Here is a 21,992-nt window from a genome sequence, read left to right on the forward strand (position 1 = left end):
TGTTGTTGTTCTTCTCTAGTTAGTTTGGGGGAGTTTCGCCGGAAGTGGTGAATATATTTGCTTGGTGAAGCGGCAGAGGCAGGTATTGTCTTTTTAGGTGTATCGCGTGGTTAACAGCGGCTTGCATCTCCCAATCAGTGAAGCAGCGCCGCAAACCGCGCTCTGGCATCTATTTTCTGGCCAGAACGAAAAACCCCACTCCGAGGAGTGGGGTCAAACTTCTACAGGAGCATTCATGTAGTTGTTTTTGGGGATATTACAGCAGAGGTTCAATCTCTCCTTTCAGAATCTCTGAGTGGGTACCAAAGATTGCCTGCATATTATTTTCAGATGGACGTACAACTGCCGTGGCACCAAGTTCTTTCAGACGTTCCTGATTTACTTTAGTCTCATCTTTTACTGTCATGCGTAGACGAGTGATACATGCATCGATTGAAACGATGTTGTCTTTGCCACCGAAAGCTTCCAGTACCAGTTGTGCTTGCTCAGAAGTTTCCAGCTCAGCCATTTCACCCATATCTTCTTCTTCGCGACCGACTGTTTTCAGATCCAGTGCTTTGATCAGCGTGGTGAACACTACAAAGTAGATAGCTGCATATACAAGGCCCATTGCAATCAGTAGCATACCGTTTGAAGAGTTGCCGTACAGTAGCGTGAAGTCGAACAGACCGTGGCTGAATGTTGTACCGTGTTTGATGCCCAACATGATCATCACTGGGAATGCTGTCGCTGCAATCAGAGCGTGAGCAACATACAGGATTGGCGCAACGAACAGGAAGGCAAATTCGATTGGCTCAGTGATACCAGTTAGGAATGAAGTCAGTGCTGCAGAGCCAAGAATAGAAGCTACTTTTAGCTTGTTCTCTGGTTTAGCAGTAATGTACATCGCTAGACATGCTGCTGGCAGACCAAACATTTTGAACATGTAACCACCAGCCAGGTTGCCCGCAGTTGGGTCACCAGCAAGGTAACGTGGGATTTCACCAGTTACGACTTCACCAGCAGCTGTTGTGAATGAACCAACTTCGTAGAAGAACGGCGCGTTCCAGATGTGGTGTAGACCGAACGGGATAAGTGAACGCTCAACAAAACCGTAGATGCCGAAAGCCAGTTCTGGAGATTGGTAAGCTGCCCAGTGTGAGAACGCCGCAATACCAGCGCCAATTGGCTGCCAAACAACCGCTAGGATACCGGCAACAATACACGCCGCCAGAGACGTTACGATAGGGACAAAGCGTTTACCACCGAAGAAGCCCAGGTAGCTCGGTAGTTTGATATTGTGGTATTTGTTGAACAGCTGTGCTGCCACTAAACCCATGATTACACCACCAAATACACCTACATCGGTGCCTTCAGCAACCACGCCAAGTACGCGAGACATAGTTAGGTAACCCAGTGCAGCGGCCAGTGCAGCAACACCATCATTTTTTGTGAAGCCAAGAGCTACACCGATGGCGAATAGCAGCGCCATGTTCGCAAACACACCCAGACCGGCCTCGGTCATGATCTGTGCGACAATTTCAGGTAAGAATTTTGCGACCTCAGAGTTACCACCGATGCCAAGTAAAATCCCCGCCGCTGGCATACATGCCACCGGCAGCATTAGAGATTTCCCCATTTTCTGCATAGTGCCGAAAACGTTCATATTTACACCCCCGTGTTTCAATATGGAGCTTAATCTACAGATTAAAGCGATTAGTTCAGTAATTTATTTATTTGATCTGAGTCGAATGTTGCCCTCGACTGCGGTTTATTTTAAGGAGTGAAATAAAAAAATATTCGAGTGACCTCACATAAAATGGAGTTTTTATAACCAGAGCGAATAATTGTGATCGCTTTCAGGTTGATGCGGTTTTGTTAATGTTGTTTGCGAAAAAAGCGGTGCGACGGTGAAGATTAGCCTAGTTAACGCCAGGCTATATCCCGGCAGTTAGTGGCTGGTTGGTTTCTGGTGGTGAGCCTGCGATAACAGGTTAAGGTATTGTTTTTAATTGGGTAAATTAAGGCAGATAAGCCGTTGGATCTATCGCCTGGAAATGAGCCCCTAGGGGTTGCCAGAGTCAGGCTTGAGCGCGGTATTAGTGTATTTACATCCGGGGATTGATGACAAATATTATGGAGCATCATTACGGATACAAATTAAAAATAAAATGCCATTACATTAGTGACTTAAATTGTGGCCAATGCTACAGGTATGAATAAAAGCAGAAAGTGAATGGTTAAGGCACGGCTTAGACAAAGTCGTGCCTTAAATTTACAGGTCAGGGGAACCGTCGGAATTATTGCTCCATCATTTTCATGTCAACAATTATTGGAAGGTGGTCTGTCACCGCTGGCCAATTGATATCAGCATATGGCGCGGTATTTTGCGGTACCACTACATCGTTAATCGCCCACACTTGTGCTTTGCTGGTCATGATGTAATCCACCTGAATTTCTGGGTTACCGGCAGGCCAGCTGCGGAAGTCCGTGTTTTCATCGGTAATATTATTCCAGTAGCGAGAAAGCTCCCGATAAGTCGCAGACTCGGGCACATCGTTCATATCGCCAAGCAATATTTTGATGCCGCGGCTATCAATCGCCGTATCATTGAGTTTTCTTACTTGATCCACCCGCATTGCTGGATCTTCTTTGGTATCTAAATGAGCATTGAAAACCGTGATTGGCGCGTCAAACCCAGGAACATCAATGTGGGCTTCAAATGCGATCCGCTGTTCACGATTACCGGAAGGAAGCTGAGTGATGTCAGTTTTCAGGATAGGGTGTTTTGAAGCGATGGCCAGGCCATACTGACCGCCGTCAAAATCAATCGCACGGCCAAACTCAATATTAAGCCCGGTCAGCTTGGCCAGTTGTTTCGGCTGATCAACACTGCCGCTGCGGCCGGTTAATACGTCAACTTCCTGGATTGCCACAATATCGGCATTTAGCGCTTTGATTGCTTGCGCAATTTCAGTCAATGTTGATACACGAGCAGCAGCCATATTGAAGGTCGCAACACGAATCGTAGGTGCCTGTTGTTCAGTATAAGCTTTATTAATCAAATTCGTTTGGGCTTGATAAGGTTCGCGATGTCCTCCTGCCATTGCCGTGGCGGTTATGGCAAAAGATAAAGGAATTAGCAGGCTCTTACATTTCATATCTTTCCTCTGGATAATATTAAGCAGTTAGTTATTTTGTTTAGTAAATTATTGATCCGAAATATAGTTTTCTACCGTGATGATAATCACGCAATTTTGATGCGCTTGTTGTTGCAGATCACAAATAATTGCGACGTACTTCAAATGGCTGAAAAGAGAGGTGGAGGGGTAAAGTGTTTATGAGTTTGTTTTAATTATTTTTTTTGAATGAAAATTATTGCGCGGTTGGCCTCGGTATATTCAGTGTATCGGTAACCCGGAAGCTAAGAAGTGCAGAGCCTGGCGCAGGATCGGTCTGGCAGGGAGCTGAGTTGAGGGGATGACTGCGTAATCGCTTAAGTTTTTATCAGGGCGAATGATCATTATGTAGTATGATCGCGGGACATATCCAGTTTAGTCATCCGTTAGTAAAAAGAGCCTATGTCATCAGAAAGAGGAATCGGGTTATTTGACAAAATTGTCATTTCCCTAGCGATCCTGGCTTTTATTGCCACCTTATTCAAAGTCGGCATCGGGGCCGCCTTGTTGAAGTTTGTATACATCATCGTGTTTTTTTATACTGCAAGAGCGTTGTGGCTTTGGATAATCGATAAGTCTTAGTTGAAGTTACGATCATCGCTCTTTGGGGTGTTGATGGCTTATATGGCTTATAATGTCGCTTGCTGCATCACAAGATCCCCCATTAGCTCTGATGGTAGGACGCGCAATTAGACCAGTTCGATTCGAGTCATCCGGTTACTGACGTCGTTCGTCGAAGTTTCGTTGTATCGGCGGTTATGGTTAGATTTGGCTGCAGGACTATTCTGAGACATAAAATGCCACCTTATGCACAACCGGTGGAGAGGGGCGCTGGTGCTGGTGGGTTGCTATTTATTGACAGCAAGCCTGGATGGCTTACAGGCCTGAACAGAACGAAAAAAGCCTGACGAGTTTCCTCATCAGGCTTTCAGGATTTGGTGGCCCCTCCCAGACTTGAACTGGGGACCAATCGATTATGAGTCGACTGCTCTAACCACTGAGCTAAGGGGCCTTAATAGGTCAACGATTATAGGGGAAGCACAGCAAGGTGTCTAGATACCTAAAGGGCCAATTGCGCTTAGTTTTTATCCACTTAGCACCAGAAATAACAAAAAAGGTGAGCTGGGCTCACCTTTTTACTATCTGCTGACGCATTTATTACTCATCGAGGAAGCTGCGTAACGTTTCTGAGCGGCTTGGATGGCGCAGTTTACGCAGTGCTTTCGCTTCAATCTGACGGATACGCTCACGGGTAACGTCAAACTGTTTGCCCACTTCTTCCAGAGTGTGGTCGGTATTCATGTCGATACCAAAACGCATGCGCAATACTTTCGCTTCGCGTGGTGTCAGGCCTGCCAGGACATCCTTGGTTGCCACTTTCAAGCTGGTTGAGGTAGCAGAGTCCAGCGGTAGTTCCAGCGTGGTATCTTCGATGAAATCACCCAGATGCGAATCTTCATCATCACCAATCGGGGTTTCCATTGAGATCGGCTCTTTAGCGATCTTCAGTACCTTACGGATCTTGTCTTCCGGCATTTGCATGCGTTCAGCCAGTTCTTCCGGTAGCGGTTCACGACCCATCTCTTGCAGCATTTGGCGTGAGATACGGTTGAGTTTGTTGATCGTCTCGATCATGTGTACCGGAATACGGATCGTACGGGCCTGATCCGCGATAGAGCGGGTAATGGCCTGACGGATCCACCAGGTCGCGTAGGTCGAGAACTTGTAACCGCGGCGGTATTCAAACTTATCCACGGCTTTCATCAGACCGATGTTACCTTCCTGGATCAAATCCAGGAACTGCAGACCACGGTTGGTGTATTTCTTGGCAATCGAAATAACCAGACGCAAGTTGGCTTCTACCATCTCTTTCTTCGCACGGCGGGCTTTCGCTTCACCGATAGACATGCGACGGCTGATCTCTTTGATGTTTTGAACGCTCAGAGAGGTCTCTTCTTCAATCATTTTTAGCTTAGTGACTGAACGGCGGATCTCTTCTTCATTACGTTTGATTTTCTCTGCGTATGGCTTATCGGATGCAAGAACTTCATCCAGCCACGCTTCGGTCGACTCGTTACCGGTGAACAGGGCGATGAACGATTTTTTCGGCATCTTACCGTATTCAACGGTTGCACGCATGATCAGGCGCTCTTGGGTACGAACGCGATCCATGGCCGTGCGCAGTTCATTCACTAAATGGTCGAACTGTTTCGGTGTCAGACGGAACTCTTTGAACACGTCCAACATCAGCTCGTTGGCTACCGTTGCTTTCGGGCTTTCTGAACCGTATTCGTTGATCGCCAGCTGAAGGTTCTGGTAAGTACTGCGCAGTTGGTTGAATTTCTCAAGAGCAACCTCAGGGTCAATACCTACGTCTTCTTCTGAGTCTGAATCTGACTCATCACCGTCTTCATCTTCTTCTTCGTCGATGTCGGTTTCGTCTTCGTCTTTCAGATCCGATTCTGCCAGCTCTGAGCCGATGTGGGTGGCGGTTGGGCCAACAGATTCATCCGCATCCGGATCGACAAAACCTGAAATCAGGTCAGTCAGGCGAAGTTCCTCGGCCTGAACTTTGTCAAACTGCTCGAGAATGTATGGGATCGTACCCGGGTATTCAGCAACAGACGATTGAACTTGGTTAATACCATCTTCAATCCGTTTTGCGATGTCGATTTCGCCTTCGCGGGTCAGCAGTTCAACGGTACCCATTTCGCGCATGTACATGCGCACCGGGTCGGTTGTACGGCCAATTTCGCTCTCTACACTCGAAAGCGCAGCAGCGGCTGCTTCGGCAGCATCTTCATCGGTAATGTTTGTGTCATCACTCAGCGCAAGGTCATCGGCATCCGGCGCGGTTTCTACCACTTTGATGCCCATGTCGTTGATCATCTGAATGATGTCTTCTACCTGTTCTGAATCTACGATTTCAGCAGGTAGGTGGTCATTTACTTCGGCGTAGGTCAGATAGCCTTGCTCCTTGCCTTTAATAACAAGTAACTTTAGCTGTGACTGCGGATTTTGATCCATAGACGGTATCCAACTTCGTAATCTAGTGAAGGAATCAGTATGCGAAATGCAAACCACTTACTATAACAAATTAAATTGTTGCTGACTAATTAATCAGGGTTACGCTTTTAAATCTAGCATAAGTGCTAGCAGCTCCCTTTTCTCTTCGGCTGATAAACCGACAGTTCTTGCTTTGGCCTGCAGGGTTTCAATTTGTTTTTCTACGCACTGGGCAATAATTTTATCCAGTGAGTCTAAAAATATTTCTTCTTGATTGTCTTCATCGAGCGGAATGTCCCAGCTCGCAAGACGAGACAGAAGGGTCTCATTTGGGCTATTGCGCCAATGCTCTAACAATTGGCCTGTGTTTATATGGGGATGGCTTTGACATTTATCAAGCACATCGGCAAATAAACTCAATCCGGGTATGGATAACTCCCTTACACTGGTCAGGTCGGGTACCAGGCTAGCGTACTGAGGATTTTGGATCAGTAACGCAATGACCTCACGCATTGGCGTGCGTTTGATTTCTTTGTGCGGTTGAGGGCGTTGCTCCTCTTTGTTTTGCTTAGAAATCAACTGTTGTAATTGATGTTCGTCAACCAGCCCGAGACGACGGCCAAGTAGTTCTCTCAAGTATAGTCGTAAAGTGCCGCCAGGGACTTTATCGATCAACGGAACTGCGAGAGTGCTCAGTTTTGCCATGCCTTCTTTGCTGCTCATGTCCACTTGCTGGGTTAAGGAGTTGAACATAAATTCAGATAAAGGCATCGCATTTGTTACTTGCTGTTCAAAAGCGGCTTTGCCGTGCTGGCGAATAAAGGAATCCGGATCTTCACCATCGGGCAAAAACATAAACTTCAGCTGCCGGCCATCGGTTAAGTAAGGCAGTGCGTTTTCCATCGCGCGCCACGCTGCTTCCCGGCCTGCCCGGTCACCGTCGTAACAGCACACTACAGTACCGGTTTGGCGAAACAGTACCTGCAAATGGTCACCGGTGGTTGACGTGCCGAGCGAGGCGACAGAATAATCTACGCCATATTGCGCCAGTGCAACGACATCCATATAGCCTTCCACTACTAAAATCTGCGGTGGTTCACGGTAGGCTTGCAGCACTTCGTAAAGGCCATACAGCTCTTTGCCTTTATGGAATATCGGCGTTTCCGGTGAGTTGAGATATTTGGGGGTGCCGTCACCAATCACCCGGCCACCAAAGCCGATCACCCGCCCGCGTCTATCGCGGATCGGGAACATCACCCGGCCGCGAAAGCGGTCGTAGCGGTTGCCTTTGTCGTTTTCGATCAGCATGCCGCCGCTGACCAGCATGTCCTGGGTCTCTTTGTGCTGACCGAAGTTCTTACGGACTAAATCCCACTCATCCGCGACATAGCCGATGCCAAACTTCTGCACAATTTCGCCAGACAGACCACGGTCTTTCAGGTACTCAATCGCGACTTTGCTTGCCGATTGCTTGAGTTGGTTGCGATAGAACTGCGCAATGCTGGCCATCAGATCGTAAAGGCTACGCTTTTCGCTGCTGCTGGCTTGTGGGCCGGATTTAAACTGACCAGTGCCGCCACTGCGTTGTTCGCGTGGTACATCCAAACCAAGGTAAGACGCCAGCTCTTCAATCGCTTCAACAAATTCGAGCCGTTCATATTCCATCAGGAAATCGATGGCGTTGCCGTGCGCACCACAGCCAAAACAGTGGTAGAACTGCTTTTCCTGGCTGACGCTGAATGAGGGGGTTTTCTCATTATGGAAGGGGCAGCAGGCGCCGTAGTTTTTGCCTTTTTTCTTAAGTTTTACCCGTGCGTCTATGATATCGACAATATCAAGCCGAGCCAGAAGGTCATCAATAAAACTGCGGGGGATGTGTCCAGCCATAAAACCTAACAAAAAAGAAAATCAAGCGTGTGGATGTGTTATCCAGATACAAACAAGCCGTGCGTTCCAAAGGATAGCACGGCTTGCTGCAATCGGGTGTGAGTATTAAGCCAGCTTAGCGCGAACTAAACCGCTTACTTTACCCATATCTGCGCGGCCTTGAATCTGTGGTTTCAAAACACCCATTACTTTGCCCATGTCTTGCATGCCAGCTGCACCGGATTCAGTAATCGCGTTGTCAATCAATGCGGCTACTTCCTCGTCAGTAAGTGGTTGAGGCATAAAATCCTCAAGAACAGTAATTTCGGCTTGTTCCACGTCAGCAAGATCTTGACGACCTGCTGCTTCATATTGCGCGACAGAATCGCGACGCTGTTTAACCATTTTAGTCAGCACGGCAATAATGTCGTCATCGCCCAGAGTGATCTGTTCGTCAACTTCACGTTGCTTGATGGCTGCTAGAGCTAAACGAATAGTACCAAGGCGCAGTTTGTCCTTGGCTTTCATCGCTGATTTTTGCTCTTCTTTGAGTTGTTCAATCAGAGCCATAACTAAATTCCTTTACCGGAGTCCAGTTATTAGTACAGGCGAACGCGACGAGCGTTTTCGCGAGCTAGCTTCTTAGCGTGACGCTTTTGAGCTGCTGCTTTAGCGCGTTTGCGAACTGTAGTTGGTTTTTCGTAGTGCTCACGACGACGCACTTCAGAAAGGATACCTGCTTTTTCGCAAGAGCGCTTGAAACGACGTAGAGCAACGTCGAACGGTTCGTTTTCACGTACTTTAACTACTGGCATATGCCTTTCACCTCAGGGGTTATTCGTTAGCGCTGGTAATCAACAGACCAAATCACAAATGTTTGGTCTCTAACCAGCTTGATCAAAAATGGTGCGGAATTTTAATCCGATCACCAGGGTTTTGTAAAGCCTTTTATCGCTTATTGTCTGTTCAAAATTTGTTTGCCGCAACAAGGCAAGGTAATATGACGCCAAATTTCCTTTTTATAGATAGCATACTGAGAAAACCATGCGCATTATCGGTATTGAAACTTCCTGTGATGAAACAGGTATCGCCATTTATGACGATGAAAAAGGCCTGTTGTCGCACAAATTGTACAGTCAGGTGAAATTGCACGCGGATTACGGCGGCGTGGTACCTGAGTTGGCTTCTCGTGATCACGTGAAGAAGACCATTCCGCTGATCAAAGAGGCGATGAAGGCGGCGAACCTGACGCCGAAAGACATTGATGGCGTGGCTTATACGGCTGGGCCGGGGCTGGTGGGCGCGTTACTGGTTGGTGCGACGATTGGCCGCAGTGTGGCGTATGCCTGGGGGGTGCCGGCGGTGCCTGTCCATCATATGGAGGGCCACCTGCTTGCCCCGATGCTGGAAGATAACCCACCGCCATTCCCGTTTGTCGCGGTGTTGGTGTCTGGTGGCCATTCGATGATGGTCGAAGTCAAAGGCATTGGTGAGTACAAAATTCTCGGCGAATCGATCGATGATGCCGCCGGTGAGGCATTTGATAAAACCGCTAAGCTAATGGGGCTCGATTATCCCGGGGGGCCATTGCTGTCTAAGCTGGCTGAAAAAGGTACCCCGGGCCGGTTTAAGTTCCCACGCCCGATGACGGACAGGCCCGGGCTGGATATGAGTTTTTCCGGTTTGAAGACCTTCACCGCCAATACTATTGCTGCCAATGGCGACGATGAGCAAACCCGTGCTGATATCGCTTATGCATTTGAAGATGCGGTGTGTGCCACGTTAGCGATCAAGTGTAAGCGTGCACTGGAGCAAACCGGGATGAAGCGGATTGTGATTGCCGGTGGTGTGAGTGCCAACCGCCGCCTGCGCGCTGAGCTGGAAAAGTTGGCGGAGAAAATCGGTGGAGAGGTGTACTACCCACGCACTGAGTTTTGTACCGATAATGGTGCGATGATCGCTTACGCCGGGATGCAGCGTTTGAAAAATGGTGAAGTCGCGGATATGTCGGTTGAAGCGCGACCGCGCTGGCCAATCGACCAGCTAACGCCGATCGCTTAATCAAATTTTCGCCTGCTGGGGTGAAATAGATACAACATGACAAAGGTCTCTGTGAATCAGAGGCCTTTATTTTTAGTTATCTGATTGAAAGGCCTTGCGTAAAAGCCTAACTGATGCGAGCAGTGTTGCTTGGGTTCAGTGATAGGATTGTACGGAAGAACAAGAAATGGATATAACAATGAACAAGTTTGAAATTGAAGGTCAGCAGCTTGCTTACCTGGATAAAGGCGAAGGTCCGGTGTTGTTGTTTGGTCACAGCTACTTGTGGGATAACCAAATGTGGGCGCCACAAATTGAAGCGTTAAGCCAGTCTTACCGGTGTATTGTGCCGGATCTTTGGGCGCATGGTGAATCGGATGCCGCGCCTGCTGCTACTCGATCTTTGGGGGATTACGCTCAGCAGATGTTAGCGTTGATGGATCATCTGGCGATTGAACAATTCTCAGTGGTGGGCTTGTCCGTTGGCGGGATGTGGGGCGCAGAACTGGCTGCACTGGCACCGCAGCGGGTCAAATCGCTGGTGCTGATGGATACCTTTATTGGTCTGGAGCCGGAAGTGACCCATCAGAAGTACTTTGCGATGCTGGATAGCATCAGCCAGTTGCAGTCAGTACCACAACCGATCGCTGCTGCCGTTGTACCGCTGTTTTTTGCCAATGATGCCGAGCAGGCTAACCCGGAGCTGGTCGCCTCATTTAAGCACCGCCTCGAAGCCTTGCAAGGCGAGCGTGCTGTGGAAGTTGCTCGTGTGGGACGAATGGTGTTTGGCCGTCGTGATATGATCGAAGCGGCGGAAAACTTTGCTTTGCCGACGCTGATTGCGGTTGGCCGAGAAGATAAGCCGCGTCCGGTGTTTGAGTCTTATCTGATGCACGATTGCATCACCGGCAGTGAGCTGGTCGAGATCCCCGCCGCTGGCCATATCAGCTCGTTAGAGCAGCCTGAGTTTGTCAGTCAGATGTTGCTCAGCTTCCTGAATAAAGTTCATGCGTAAGCGTCAATAACAAACTCGGCGTCAGGCCGAGTTTTTTTCGCCGATTTTCGGCTCTTCACCAGCCAGCAGGCGGCGAATGTTCTGATGGTGTTTAAATACGATCAGGCAGCACAACATCGCGACGGGTAAGGTGTACTGTGGCTTGAACATCCAGGCATAAAATGGCGTAACTAATACCGTGACAAGCGCGGCTAAAGAGGAATAGCGGAACAGCATCGCGACCGCCAGCCAGGTGAGCATTACCAGGCCGGTCAGATCCCAGCCGATTGGTGCAATAGCACCGAGTGCGGTTGCGACCCCTTTGCCACCCTTGAAATGAAAAAAAATCGGATACATGTGGCCGAGGCAGGCGGCGATGGCAATCACGCCCAGAATGATCGGGTCGATACCGAGAAAATAACCGCTCCAGACCGGAATGGTGCCTTTGAGCATGTCACACAGTAATACCGCTAACGCTGGCCCCTTACCGCCAATACGCAGCACGTTGGTCGCTCCCGGGTTATGTGAGCCGACTTGACGTGGGTCTGGCAGTTTTAACAGCCGACAAATCAACACCGCGCTGGAAATCGAACCCAGCAGATAGGCGGCCATTGTCATTATCAGTGCCAGTGCGTCCATAAAAGTCCTTGGTGGGTTGGAATGTGGTGCCCATTTCCCGCTGACTTGCTATCATAGCGCGAAATCGTGTTTTGAAAAAACTCTCTTTGCGATAGAACTTGCAATATGTAATGTCTTGTATATAAAGAAGCGTCGCGGTTTAGCAAAGTTTACGATCAATTTACCCTCGCGGGTATCCGACCTCTGTAACAGAAGGACAAGAGATGGCTCTGGATAAAGTTTTTATTGAACAGTTAGAAGTGATCACCACGATTGGGGTGTACGACTGGGAACAGCAAATCAAGCAGAAACTGGTGCTGGATATTGAAATGGCACATAACAACCAGCCAGCCGGCCAGAGCGATAATGTGCAGGACGCGCTGGATTATGCGCAGGTGAGTGAGGTGGTACTAGAGCATATTGAACAGGGGCGTTTTTTGCTGGTCGAGCGTGTCGCGGAGGAAGTCGCTGAGCTGATCATGCAGCGTTTTGCTGTGCCTTGGGTAAGAATTCGCCTGGCTAAACCGGGTGCCGTGCCTCAGGCGCGAGCTGTGGGGGTTGTGATTGAGCGAGGTCTGGCATGATCTCGACCTATATCGGTGTCGGCACCAATATTGACAGAGAAAAGCATGCCCGGGTGGCTTACCGCGAGCTGCATCATCTGGGAGTGGATCTGCAAGTATCGCCGGTATATGAATGTGCACCGATAGGATTTAGCAGTCAGAATTTTTACAACTTTATTATCAGCCTGAACACGGAGTTGTCGCTGAATGAGTTTGTCCGTCGCTTGCGCGAGATTGAATACAAATGGGGACGGGCCGAAGATGCGCAAAAGTACCAGGATCGGACGCTGGATCTGGATGTGGTGCTGTTTGGTGACTGTGTCTCGGCGCAAAACCCGGAATTACCTCGCAGTGATATTTTCAAATATCCTTTCGTAACCAAGCCGATGTATGATCTGCAGCCTGATTTACTTATCCCCGGCGATGGCCGTTCAGTCGCCCAGGTTTGGCAGGCTATGCAACCCATCGATTCCTTACGGCCAGTTTTCCTTTCCTTTTGATTTTTGAGTAAGTTTAATGAGTTATTTAGAAGCCTTTCTTCTAGCCCTGATCCAGGGCTTGACCGAGTTTTTGCCCATTTCCAGCTCCGCCCATCTGATTTTACCGTCAGCCATTCTTGGCTGGGAAGATCAGGGGTTAGCTTTTGACGTAGCGGTGCATGTCGGCACGCTGGCGGCAGTGGTGATCTATTTCCGTCATGAAGTGATCACGCTGTTTCGCGCCCTGTTCGGTTCGCTGTTTCAGGGAGAGCGGAGTAAAGAAGCTAAGCTGGCGTGGATGATCGTGATTGCCACGATCCCGGCGTGTGTGTTTGGGTTACTGATGAAAGACGTCATTGAAGTGTACCTGCGCAGTGCCTATGTCATTGCGACCACCACGATCATCTTTGGCTTGCTGCTGTGGTGGGTCGACAACACGGCTCAGTTACATGCCGATGAATACCAGACTGGATGGAAAAAAGCCGTGTTTATCGGGGTGGCTCAGGCGCTGGCGATGATCCCGGGCACCTCCCGCTCCGGTGCGACCATCACTGCGGCGCTGTATCTCGGCTTTACCCGTGAAGCGGCGGCGCGTTTTTCGTTTTTGATGTCGATTCCGATCATTACTCTGGCAGGCAGTTACTTAGGCCTGAAGCTGGTCACCAGCGGTGAACCGGTGCATGTTGGCTTTTTGCTTACCGGTATCTTCACTTCGTTCGTTGCCGCTTACCTGTGTATTCACTTTTTCCTCAAAATGATTTCACGTATGGGCATGACCCCGTTTGTGATTTATCGCCTGATCCTGGGAGCGGGGTTGTTTGCTTTTTTGCTCAGCGCATAACATGGCCTGAACCATTTTCGCCCGCTCCATGAGCGGGCGTTTTGTTTTCTGGCTATTTGTTGAGTGCCACTCTTACTGCTTCTGTCCGGCGCTTTTCCTGTTCATCACGAATTTCAGCGCCTTTGAAGCCTGCGCGGATAATGGCCTGTACCTCAACCGCTGCCGCTGCCTGATAAGCTCGGGTGATGATTTCTGCTTGTGGGTAGGCCTGCTGCTCACAGCCTCGACGGCCGGCATGATCGGCCTGGCAACACAGCAAGATCTCCGCCAAACGCTGCGGTTTACGCCATACATCAAATTTATTGAAGATTTTGATGATGGTTTGTGGCCTCAGTTCGGCGGCGCGGTGAATATTCGAGTGCTGTTCACACACCATCAGCGCCAGATCGCGAAATTCGTTCGGCACCCGAACCCGCTGGCACAGCTGCTTGATGAGCGCCAGGCCGGTATGACAGTGCCGTTTATGGCTCGGCCACTCGCTGGGGGGAGTGACGCCTTTGCCTAAGTCGTGTACCTGGGCGGCGAAGCGAACCAGCAGCGAAGCGCTGAGCTGAGCTGCCTGACGGGCGACCAGCAGGGTATGCACGCCGGTGTCGATTTCCGGGTGCCATTTTTCCGGTTGGGGCACGCCAAACAAGGCGTCCAGCTCGGGTAATATTACCGCCAGTGCATTACAGTCACGTAGTGTCGCTAAGAATACGTCCGGCCTCGGGGTCGATAACGATTTGTGCCACTCTTGCCAAACTCGCTCTGGGGTTAGCGTGCTCAGCTCCCCGGACTGAACCATATCACGCATTAACTGCATGGTTTCGTCAGCAATGCTAAAGCCAAGTGGTGTCAGTTTGGCGGCAAAGCGTGCCACACGTAATACCCGCAACGGGTCTTCGATGAAGGCTTCCGAGACATGCCGAAGTACTTTATCGGCAAGGTCTTGCTGGCCAGCATAAGGATCATGCAGGATGCCGGCGTCATCGATAGCCATAGCATTGATGGTCAGATCGCGACGGCGCAGGTCTTCTTCCAGAGTGACTCCGGGATCAAAAAAACAGTCAAACCCGGTATAACCCTGACCTGATTTACGTTCAGTGCGGGCCAGCGCGTACTCCTCTTTGCTTTGTGGGTGCAAAAAAACCGGGAAGTCCTTGCCGACAGCAGTAAAGCCTTGTGCAAGCATGTTGTTCGGGGTCGTTCCGACCACCACCCAATCTTTGTCATAGTTATCAATACCGAGCAATTGATCGCGAACTGCTCCACCCACTAAATAAACTTGCACGATGACCTCTTAAATTGTTGATATGGCATTGGACATTGTAGCAAGCAATGGTACTTTTCCTGAAATCCAACTCACGCGATGCGGCTGATAAGCCGTGTCCTAAGTGTGATTTGGTTAGCGTCCCGGATGAAAGGCTCACAATTGCTGGTGTCACTTTGTCTCGTCCTGGGGAGATCCCGTTATAATGTAGGGATTGGGTTTGAGTTGGAGATCCTATGTATAAGGACTTTTTTGGGTTTGTCGAGCTGCCGTTTTCTATTGTTCCAAACTCGCGTTATTTGTATTTGAGCCAGCGTCATAAAGAGGCCATCACCCACCTGCAGGCCGGTTTGGGTGAGGGGGGCGGTTTTGCGATGCTGACCGGCGAGGTGGGCACCGGCAAAACCACGGTTGCCAAAGCCATGTTGGCGAACTTAAACGACAACACCAAAGCCGGGCTGATCCTTAACCCGACCTTTTCCAGCCGCGATTTGCTCGAAGCTATCTGTGATGAGTTCCGGCTGGGTTATCCCGAAGAGGCAACTCTGAAGCAGCTTAACCAGGCCATTCACCGTTATCTGCTAAGTAACCATCAGCAGGGCTGGCAGACATTGCTGGTGATTGATGAAGCCCAGCACTTGTCTGCTGAGGTCTTGGAGCAGCTCCGTTTGCTGACCAATCTGGAAACCGATACCCGTAAGCTGTTAAAGGTACTGTTGGTCGGTCAGCCAGAATTGCAGACCTTGCTGCAAACCACCCAACTGCGCCAGTTGGCGCAGCGGATCACCGGCCGCTACCACCTGTTGCCGCTGGATGAGAAAGAGACGGCGGATTATATCGCCTTTCGCCTGCATACCGCGGGTGGCCGCCAGCAGTTATTTGCCCGCAGTTCAATCCAGATGATCGCGAAGTACAGCCATGGCATTCCACGCCTGATCAACCTGATCTGTGATAAAGCGCTGCAGCTGAGTTATCACCAGGGTAACCCGGCGCTTGATAAGCAGGTGGTACAGCGTGCCTGTGAAGAGGTGATGCAGTTTCAGGCTAATATTTATCAGCAAGATAAGCCCGTGCGCGCGTTTGTCTGGCCAGCCTGGGGGACCGCGTTGATTGGGTGTATGGCTGCCGCTCTCGTAGGCTGGGGAGCGCTTCAGCAGCTCCCGCCAAAGCTTGACGGTACCGTGGAGTCACCGACTGTTACGGCTGCGCCACCGGTGGTTGCTGAGGTGGTTGAGCAGACACAGCTCAGTGCCAAACAGCGTGGCCAGTTGTTGGCGCAGACCCAGTCCAGCCTGGCGGTCAATGAACTGTATCGCCTATGGGGATATCAGGCTTCAGTGCGGGATAATTTATGTTTATCTGAACCTCAGTCGACCATGCGCTGTGAACGCAGAATGGTCACGTGGACGCAGCTGGTAGAGCAAAACCGTCCAGTGATTCTGGAACTGAATTACCAGGGGCAAGTCGGTTACGTGGTGCTTTATGCTTTGGGGGAGGAAGAGGTCGAGGTTCTCAACGGCCAACAGCGCCTGCGCTTACCAACGGCGTGGCTGCAGCCTATGTGGCAAGGCAACATTATTGAGCTGTGGCAGGCACCACTGCGGGAAACACTGCGCCTTAACATGACCGGCCCGGCGGTGGCGGTTTTAGATGGTTTATTGGCCCAAGCAGTCGGTGAACCACCTTTGGGGACCTCGACATTTGATCAGGCGTTGCAAGAGCGAGTGGAACTGTTTCAGCGTTGGCAGGGAATGGGCGTGGATGGTATTGCTGGCCAGCGGACTCTGCAGCGATTGCAACGCAGTGTGCAAATTGAAGCACCACAGTTACACGCGATCAGCAGCAGTGAGGAGGCATAATGTCTGTAGCAAAGCATTTAGGGTTATTATTGCTGCCCATCAGTACTGCCGCATTAGGGGTGGCATGGCACTTAAACTATCTGCCGGTGAATGTTGTGCCGTCGGCTGAAGAGGTGGCGCCTGCACGGCCGCCATCCAGGGAGGTATCACCGTTTAGACAACTGAGTTACCCACAACCGGCACATTTGGCCCAGCTTTCACGTGACTGGCCTATCGCAGAGCTTCCTGATGCGACAGAAAGAGAGCCAGCAGCGAGTAAGCCGTATTACAGCGATGAGGTTGATTTATCACTGGATGAATTAGATCTCTCTTCGTTAGCTCCGGAACTGGCACGTAAAGTGGAAAATGCGCTGGCTGCAACCTCAGATAATGCGCCGGCGGCGATGAATGATCTTGAACGGGATAGCTACCATTGGCAGGGGCGTCTGCCGGCGCTGAATTTGCAGACCCACATGTACACCAGTGACAGCAAACGGCGATGGGTGAAAATCAATAATGTGGAATACCATCAAGGCGATGTGATCGAAGGTGTGGTGGTGTTGCAGGAGATACAGCCACAAGCGGTTGTGGTTGAGTTTGAAGGCGAGCGTATTCGTATTCCGGCTCTGTATGAGTGGCAGGGCTAGCGGTGCAATAAGAAAAAGGCCACAATTTGTGGCCTTTTTCTTTGTTGTTTCTTAGTAGTCAGGGAGCTTACGCCCAGCCTGCTGGTGATTTTTTCCTGCGCGGAATGATGTGTGGAAGGATCAAACCAAATAGCAGGCCTAAACCGGCAACCCCACCACCGTAGGTGAAGTACTTGAGGAGCATGTCGTCTTTCTGGGTATCCAGTTTAGCACGTAGTTCACGGTTTTCTGTTTGCACAGAAGTCAGCTGGTTGCTGATCTCAGAGTACTTGCTTTCCAGATCAGAAATTTGCTGGTTACGTGTTTCCAGTGAATCGGCCAGCCCGGCCTTTTCTGCATCGGCCGTTGTACGGGCATTCGCCAGTTGTGCTTTGACTTCCGCCAGTTCTTTCTCGACGCGAGGCAGGCGAATGGCCATGCTTTCTTGTTTAGTAACGAACTTGCTTTGCACCCAGCCGGTACGGCCGCGCTCATCGCTAACTTGCGTATAGCCAGTGTCTCGGTTGGTTTGCAGTTGTTTCACTTTCGAACCCGCATTGACGCTACCGATGATTCGGTAAGTGTTGTTTGGGCCAGAGTGCATAAAGGTGAAGAGGTCATCAGAAATATAACGATCCGCTGCGAATGCTGCTGGTGCGGCAAGCAATGTGAACAGAACCGTGATGATAAGTTTTTTCACAGTAAATCCCTTAACGGTTTTCTTAGATACGGCTTTGGCACCCATTGATTGGAGCCGGAAATAGTCGAATAGTATGCAGTTTCAAACTTCGGTGCAACAAAGAAGGGAGGCAAAGCCTCCCTTTCTGTGCGTTTGAGTCAATAATGACAAAGCGTTTACATTTTACTGACTGGGAGCGTTACGCAAACGCACCCTGAATCGCGTAGAAGAACACGACCGCCAGCAATGCACCAGCAGGCAGGGTGACCACCCAAGAGGCGACGATGTTACGTACCACACCCAGGTTAAGTGCCGCGATACCGCGAGCAAAACCAACTCCGAGAACCGCACCGACCAGAGTTTGAGTGGTCGAGATAGGCAGGCCCGTACCAGATGCCAGTACAACGGTACACGCAGTCGCAAGCTGGGCCGCAAAGCCCCGGCTTGGTGTTAGTTCAGTGATCCCGGTACCGACGGTTGCCATTACCTTGTGGCCTAGTGTGGCCAGGCCCACTACGATACCAAAACCACCCAGCGGAAGAATCCACCATGCGATGGCGCTTTTGCCGGTGATTTCGCCCATGTGTTCAACCGTTGATACCACGGCAGAAAGAGGACCAATTGCGTTGGCTACGTCGTTTGAGCCGTGAGCAAATGCCATTGCACATGCTGTGATGACCATCAGCACGCTGAAAATACCTTCAACGCCACTGAAGCTATGATCGTCTTCGCGGTTGGCAAATTTCTTCTGGATGTAATAGTAACCGCCTGCCATCACGATGGCAGAAAACAGCGCAGACCACATCCATGCTTCACCGTTGCTTAGGTGCAGGCCGACGTGTTTCAGGCCCTTCTTAATCGTTACCAGTGCGATCACCATAGTGGTGATAAACATGTATACCGGGACAAAGCGCTTGGCATTGAACAGCGGGTTTTCCGTATCAAAGATCAGGCGTTGTGCACTGACAAAAATTACATAGGCGAAGAAGCCAGAGATCACCGGAGTAATGATCCAACTGCCGACAATCCCCTTTACGCTACCCCAGTCGACGGCCTCGGTGCCGACTGACACACAGGCGAAACCGATGATAGCACCGATGATTGAGTGAGTGGTTGATACCGGCCAGCCCATGTAGGAAGCAAGCAGTAGCCAAGTACCAGCAGCAAGAAGCGCTGACATCATACCGTAGACAAGAACGTCAGGCTGATGGGCAAATAGAGATGTTTCGATAACACCTTTACGGATAGTGTCGGTTACTTCACCACCTGCAAGATATGCACCCGCAAATTCGAAGATCATCGCAATGATGATAGCTTGTTTTACGGTTAGCGCTTTTGAACCCACCGATGTACCCATCGCATTAGCCACGTCATTCGCGCCAATACCAATCGCCATCATGAAACCAAAAATCGCTGCAACAATAATCAGGACAGTGCCGTAGTTCGCAAGGATATCCATCGTAATACCTAGTTGTTTTATAACAAGCGGAACAAAATTTTACGCGCGCCAAACCGTAAGACGATGAAAATATTCATCGTCCATCTGACACGGGTTCATTATGCTCTTCGTTATGTCGTTAACTTATGTTTTAAGATCGAGATAGCATCACTTCCAAACGAGCACCTACGCGCTGCGCCTGGTCGGCAATACCACCTACCCATTCAAGAATCTTGTATAAGAACATGACATCGATCGGGTTCATGTCAGATTCAATCGCCATCAGTTGTCGGCGTAGTTCAATCTGCATTGCGTCGGTATCATCTTCGATAGTGTCTAACTGATGAATCATTTCAGCAACAAGTGTTACTTCACGGCCTTTGAAGCCGGTCTCTAGCAGTTCATCAAGTTCATTGATCACCTTTTGCGCTTGATCCGCGGCGTCAAGGCAACGTTGAACGTAAGCGAGGAAGTTTGGTTGGAGTGCTTCAGGAATGACAAGCTGACGACCATATACGCGGCCAGCAATGTCTTTTGCAAGGTTAGCCAGTTTGTCCTGTTGAGTCAGAAGCTCAAGCATGTCAGTCCGGTCGACTGGCATAAACAAACCGCGAGGCAGTTTTAAACGGATTTCACGTTTCAGCACATCCGCTTCTTTCTCCAGGTGAGAAATCTGTGCACGGATTTCGGCTGCTTTTTCCCAGTCACCCTTTGAAGAGACTTCAAAGAACTTAACCAGGTGTGAACAACATTCGTTGACACACACAACGTGGCGTTGCAAAGGCTTAATTGGGGACTTTGCAAATAACCCCATAATTGTATTTACTGGCATGGTCATTCAACCTAATAACTATAACCTAAAAAGAACATACACCATTTCGTGGCGAAATGTTGAGCGATGGCTATAAAGGCGCGCATGGTAACGCATTAAATGGCTCATTAAAACTGTTTTAGATCATCATTACGGCGATATTTCTTTCTTGCCGTGTACGAAAATAGGCAATATCCTGTTTCTATCTGCTTTGAAAGGTACAACTATGGAAACCGAGATAGAACTGAAGTTTTTTGTTTCTCCTGAATTTTCAGAAACTTTACGTAACAAAATTTCTGAAACCAAGACGCTTCAGCACAGTTGCCGAGAGCTTGGTAACACCTATTTTGATACCCCGGATAATTGGTTAAGAAAGCACGACATCGGCTTACGGATTCGCCGTTTTGATGAGGTGTTCGTCCAGACCGTCAAAACCGCAGGGCGTGTGGTTGCTGGTTTGCACCAGCGTCCGGAATTTAACGCTGAGCATACCAGTAATGAACCGGATTTGACACTGCACCCTGAAGATATTTGGCCTGCCGGGAAAGACCGGGCGACGTTGCAGTCTGAGTTGATGCCGCTGTTTTCGACCAACTTTACCCGTGAGCAATGGCTGATAGGCATGCCGGATGGCAGCCAGGTGGAAGTGGCGTTTGATCAGGGAGTGGTTATTGCCCAGGACGAAGAAGGCACGGAAATCCAGGAGCCAATTTGTGAAGTGGAGCTGGAGCTGAAATCCGGACAGACTGATGCTCTGTTTACTCTGGCGCGCAGTCTGTGTGAACACGGGGGAATGCGCTTGGGCAATCTAAGTAAAGCGGCGAGAGGCTATCGCCTGGCGACCGGCTATAGCGGTAGTAAAGTGAAACCGTTGTCGCTGGTCGATACGACCAAGGCAGACACGGTCGAGTATTGCCTGATCAATTCGTTAGAACATGCGCTGTCCCACTGGCATTACCATGAACAGCTGTATACCGAATCTGACAATGTAGACGCACTACGTGAAATCAATAATGCTATCCGCTTTATTCGTCAGACGCTGACCGTGTTTGGCAGTATCGTACCGCGCCGTGCCAGTGCGATTTTACGTCAGGAGCTGAAATGGCTGGAAGAGGAGCTGGCATGGCTGGATGAGCATGCGCACCTGGAAGAGTTGCTCGAAGATAAAGGGAATGTGCTGCGTAAGTTGGACGCGCGTAAGTTTTTGGTGGCCGAACTGACCGAGCAACTGGAAAGCTTACCCCGCCGGGAAGAGGTGCTGACTTTGCTTAATTCTGCCCGCTACACCGGGCTGTTGCTGGATCTCAGCCGCTGGATCCTGGCGCGTGGCTGGCAGCCATTTTTGGACGACAAAGCGCGCAATAAAATGTCGAGCAACGTGATGGCGTTTTCCATCAAGCAACTGGATCGCACCTGGGCTGAGCTGATGGAAGCTTTCCCGGTAGAGCGTGATTTGTCTGCCCAGGAGTACGTTGATCAGCGTTATCGTCTACTGCGTAACTTGTATACCGGTATCGGTTTTGCCAGTTTGTATGATTTTGATGAGCGCAACAGCTTCCGCCTGCCTTGGGCCGATCTGGTGCACGGCATCGATGATCTGTTGATGCTCAAGCATTTAGAGCCGCTGGGCGACAAACTGGAAGGTGCAGAAAAAGAGCAGTTGGAGCGTTGGCTGCAGCGTCAAGAGCGCTCTATTTTGCACGCCATGGACCAAACGCGCGCGATCAGCCTTGAAGCGCAGCCTTACTGGCAGGAGTAAGCTTGCCCGCAGAACCAAGTGATA

Annotated in this window: 19 protein-coding genes and 1 tRNA gene; 8 read left to right on the plus strand and 12 right to left on the minus strand. The window is 50.0% G+C overall.

The features are described 5' to 3' along the window. Window positions 1-256: 256 nt before the first annotated feature. The 7 genes from P2G85_RS06010 to rpsU all read right to left on the minus strand — a co-directional run bounded on the left by P2G85_RS06010 (window position 257) and on the right by rpsU (window position 8,845). Window positions 257-1,645 (minus strand): PTS transporter subunit EIIC, encoded by a 1,389-nt coding sequence (locus tag P2G85_RS06010; RefSeq protein ID WP_275863191.1) that lies wholly within the window; start codon window positions 1,643-1,645, stop codon window positions 257-259. Between the two features lie 634 nt (window positions 1,646-2,279). Beyond that, window positions 2,280-3,140, minus strand: a complete 861-nt coding sequence (locus P2G85_RS06015; RefSeq protein WP_275863192.1) for an endonuclease/exonuclease/phosphatase family protein — start codon at window positions 3,138-3,140, stop codon at window positions 2,280-2,282. Window positions 3,141-4,094: 954 nt separating this feature from the next. After that, window positions 4,095-4,170: transfer RNA gene (locus P2G85_RS06020), tRNA-Ile, on the minus strand. Between the two features lie 146 nt (window positions 4,171-4,316). Continuing rightward, on the minus strand, window positions 4,317-6,185 hold the full coding sequence (rpoD, locus tag P2G85_RS06025) for an RNA polymerase sigma factor RpoD (protein WP_275863193.1): 1,869 nt from the start codon (window positions 6,183-6,185) through the stop codon (window positions 4,317-4,319). 99 nt (window positions 6,186-6,284) lie between these two features. Next, the gene (gene dnaG / locus P2G85_RS06030; protein ID WP_275863194.1) at window positions 6,285-8,051 is read right to left on the minus strand and encodes a DNA primase; all 1,767 of its coding nucleotides are present in this window, start codon (window positions 8,049-8,051) and stop codon (window positions 6,285-6,287) included. A 105-nt stretch (window positions 8,052-8,156) separates the two neighbouring features. Further along, on the minus strand, window positions 8,157-8,600 hold the full coding sequence (locus P2G85_RS06035) for a GatB/YqeY domain-containing protein (RefSeq protein ID WP_275863195.1): 444 nt from the start codon (window positions 8,598-8,600) through the stop codon (window positions 8,157-8,159). 29 nt (window positions 8,601-8,629) lie between these two features. Then, window positions 8,630-8,845 (minus strand): 30S ribosomal protein S21, encoded by a 216-nt coding sequence (gene rpsU / locus P2G85_RS06040; protein WP_001145625.1) that lies wholly within the window; start codon window positions 8,843-8,845, stop codon window positions 8,630-8,632. A gap of 229 nt (window positions 8,846-9,074) precedes the next feature. On the opposite strand from rpsU, the gene tsaD reads away from it, so the two are divergent. Together tsaD and P2G85_RS06050 are read left to right on the plus strand one after the other, a co-directional pair. Continuing rightward, window positions 9,075-10,091, plus strand: coding sequence for a tRNA (adenosine(37)-N6)-threonylcarbamoyltransferase complex transferase subunit TsaD (tsaD, locus tag P2G85_RS06045; RefSeq protein ID WP_275863196.1), 1,017 nt, complete (start codon window positions 9,075-9,077; stop codon window positions 10,089-10,091). A 178-nt stretch (window positions 10,092-10,269) separates the two neighbouring features. After that, window positions 10,270-11,085: an alpha/beta fold hydrolase gene (locus P2G85_RS06050; RefSeq protein WP_275863197.1), complete on the plus strand. Its 816-nt coding sequence runs from the start codon at window positions 10,270-10,272 to the stop codon at window positions 11,083-11,085. Window positions 11,086-11,106: 21 nt separating this feature from the next. Here the strand turns inward: P2G85_RS06050 and plsY are convergent, their stop codons facing one another. Then, entirely contained in the window at window positions 11,107-11,703 is a 597-nt protein-coding gene (gene plsY, locus P2G85_RS06055) for a glycerol-3-phosphate 1-O-acyltransferase PlsY (protein WP_275863198.1), read from the minus strand. A 203-nt stretch (window positions 11,704-11,906) separates the two neighbouring features. Here plsY and folB point away from each other — a divergent pair, with 203 nt between their 5' ends. From folB to P2G85_RS06070, 3 genes are read left to right on the plus strand one after another with little or no spacing between them, the layout of a single operon-like run. Next, window positions 11,907-12,266: a bifunctional dihydroneopterin aldolase/7,8-dihydroneopterin epimerase gene (gene folB, locus P2G85_RS06060; protein WP_275863199.1), complete on the plus strand. Its 360-nt coding sequence runs from the start codon at window positions 11,907-11,909 to the stop codon at window positions 12,264-12,266. Continuing rightward, the gene (folK, locus tag P2G85_RS06065; RefSeq protein WP_275863200.1) at window positions 12,263-12,745 is read left to right on the plus strand and encodes a 2-amino-4-hydroxy-6-hydroxymethyldihydropteridine diphosphokinase; all 483 of its coding nucleotides are present in this window, start codon (window positions 12,263-12,265) and stop codon (window positions 12,743-12,745) included. The genes folB and folK overlap by 4 nt, the downstream gene beginning before the upstream one ends. A 16-nt stretch (window positions 12,746-12,761) precedes the next feature. Continuing rightward, window positions 12,762-13,565: an undecaprenyl-diphosphate phosphatase gene (locus P2G85_RS06070; protein WP_275863201.1), complete on the plus strand. Its 804-nt coding sequence runs from the start codon at window positions 12,762-12,764 to the stop codon at window positions 13,563-13,565. A 52-nt stretch (window positions 13,566-13,617) separates the two neighbouring features. Here P2G85_RS06070 and P2G85_RS06075 read toward each other — a convergent pair whose 3' ends face one another. Then, the gene (locus P2G85_RS06075; protein WP_275863202.1) at window positions 13,618-14,838 is read right to left on the minus strand and encodes a multifunctional CCA addition/repair protein; all 1,221 of its coding nucleotides are present in this window, start codon (window positions 14,836-14,838) and stop codon (window positions 13,618-13,620) included. A 215-nt stretch (window positions 14,839-15,053) separates the two neighbouring features. Here P2G85_RS06075 and P2G85_RS06080 point away from each other — a divergent pair, with 215 nt between their 5' ends. Beyond that, window positions 15,054-16,676 (plus strand): ExeA family protein, encoded by a 1,623-nt coding sequence (locus tag P2G85_RS06080; RefSeq protein WP_275863203.1) that lies wholly within the window; start codon window positions 15,054-15,056, stop codon window positions 16,674-16,676. Further along, window positions 16,676-17,302: a general secretion pathway protein GspB gene (locus P2G85_RS06085; protein WP_275863204.1), complete on the plus strand. Its 627-nt coding sequence runs from the start codon at window positions 16,676-16,678 to the stop codon at window positions 17,300-17,302. Before P2G85_RS06080 ends, P2G85_RS06085 begins: the two co-directional genes overlap by 1 nt. A 67-nt stretch (window positions 17,303-17,369) precedes the next feature. On the opposite strand, the gene P2G85_RS06090 is transcribed toward P2G85_RS06085, so the two are convergent. From P2G85_RS06090 to P2G85_RS06100, 3 genes are all read right to left on the minus strand, one after another. Continuing rightward, window positions 17,370-17,981, minus strand: coding sequence for a TIGR04211 family SH3 domain-containing protein (locus P2G85_RS06090; RefSeq protein ID WP_275863205.1), 612 nt, complete (start codon window positions 17,979-17,981; stop codon window positions 17,370-17,372). A 178-nt stretch (window positions 17,982-18,159) separates the two neighbouring features. After that, window positions 18,160-19,419 (minus strand): inorganic phosphate transporter, encoded by a 1,260-nt coding sequence (locus P2G85_RS06095; RefSeq protein ID WP_275863206.1) that lies wholly within the window; start codon window positions 19,417-19,419, stop codon window positions 18,160-18,162. A 130-nt stretch (window positions 19,420-19,549) separates the two neighbouring features. Beyond that, the gene (locus P2G85_RS06100; protein ID WP_275863207.1) at window positions 19,550-20,230 is read right to left on the minus strand and encodes a TIGR00153 family protein; all 681 of its coding nucleotides are present in this window, start codon (window positions 20,228-20,230) and stop codon (window positions 19,550-19,552) included. 205 nt (window positions 20,231-20,435) lie between these two features. Between P2G85_RS06100 and P2G85_RS06105 the strand changes: the two genes are divergently transcribed. Next, window positions 20,436-21,968 carry an inorganic triphosphatase gene (locus P2G85_RS06105; RefSeq protein ID WP_275863208.1) on the plus strand — a complete coding sequence of 511 codons (1,533 nt, stop codon included), beginning with the start codon at window positions 20,436-20,438 and terminating at the stop codon, window positions 21,966-21,968. Window positions 21,969-21,992 lie beyond the last annotated feature (24 nt).

Origin of the sequence: Vibrio sp. CAU 1672, assembly GCF_029223195.1 — a bacterium.
In the GTDB taxonomy this organism is placed as follows: domain Bacteria; phylum Pseudomonadota; class Gammaproteobacteria; order Enterobacterales; family Vibrionaceae; genus Vibrio.

Bases quoted from the DNA above. Each gene is read 5' to 3' on its own strand.
- tsaD (WP_275863196.1), top strand. From the start codon at position 9,075: ATGCGCATTATCGGTATTGAAACTTCCTGTGATGAAACAGGTATCGCC.
- P2G85_RS06050 (WP_275863197.1), top strand. From the start codon at position 10,270: ATGAACAAGTTTGAAATTGAAGGTCAGCAGCTTGCTTACCTGGATAAA.
- P2G85_RS06015 (WP_275863192.1), bottom strand. From the start codon at position 3,140: ATGAAATGTAAGAGCCTGCTAATTCCTTTATCTTTTGCCATAACCGCC.
- rpsU (WP_001145625.1), bottom strand. From the start codon at position 8,845: ATGCCAGTAGTTAAAGTACGTGAAAACGAACCGTTCGACGTTGCTCTA.
- P2G85_RS06105 (WP_275863208.1), top strand. From the start codon at position 20,436: ATGGAAACCGAGATAGAACTGAAGTTTTTTGTTTCTCCTGAATTTTCA.
- P2G85_RS06085 (WP_275863204.1), top strand. From the start codon at position 16,676: ATGTCTGTAGCAAAGCATTTAGGGTTATTATTGCTGCCCATCAGTACT.
- P2G85_RS06100 (WP_275863207.1), bottom strand. From the start codon at position 20,230: ATGCCAGTAAATACAATTATGGGGTTATTTGCAAAGTCCCCAATTAAG.
- P2G85_RS06080 (WP_275863203.1), top strand. From the start codon at position 15,054: ATGTATAAGGACTTTTTTGGGTTTGTCGAGCTGCCGTTTTCTATTGTT.
- P2G85_RS06070 (WP_275863201.1), top strand. From the start codon at position 12,762: ATGAGTTATTTAGAAGCCTTTCTTCTAGCCCTGATCCAGGGCTTGACC.
- P2G85_RS06010 (WP_275863191.1), bottom strand. From the start codon at position 1,645: ATGAACGTTTTCGGCACTATGCAGAAAATGGGGAAATCTCTAATGCTG.
- rpoD (WP_275863193.1), bottom strand. From the start codon at position 6,185: ATGGATCAAAATCCGCAGTCACAGCTAAAGTTACTTGTTATTAAAGGC.
- plsY (WP_275863198.1), bottom strand. From the start codon at position 11,703: ATGGACGCACTGGCACTGATAATGACAATGGCCGCCTATCTGCTGGGT.
- folK (WP_275863200.1), top strand. From the start codon at position 12,263: ATGATCTCGACCTATATCGGTGTCGGCACCAATATTGACAGAGAAAAG.
- folB (WP_275863199.1), top strand. From the start codon at position 11,907: ATGGCTCTGGATAAAGTTTTTATTGAACAGTTAGAAGTGATCACCACG.
- P2G85_RS06095 (WP_275863206.1), bottom strand. From the start codon at position 19,419: ATGGATATCCTTGCGAACTACGGCACTGTCCTGATTATTGTTGCAGCG.
- P2G85_RS06035 (WP_275863195.1), bottom strand. From the start codon at position 8,600: ATGGCTCTGATTGAACAACTCAAAGAAGAGCAAAAATCAGCGATGAAA.
- dnaG (WP_275863194.1), bottom strand. From the start codon at position 8,051: ATGGCTGGACACATCCCCCGCAGTTTTATTGATGACCTTCTGGCTCGG.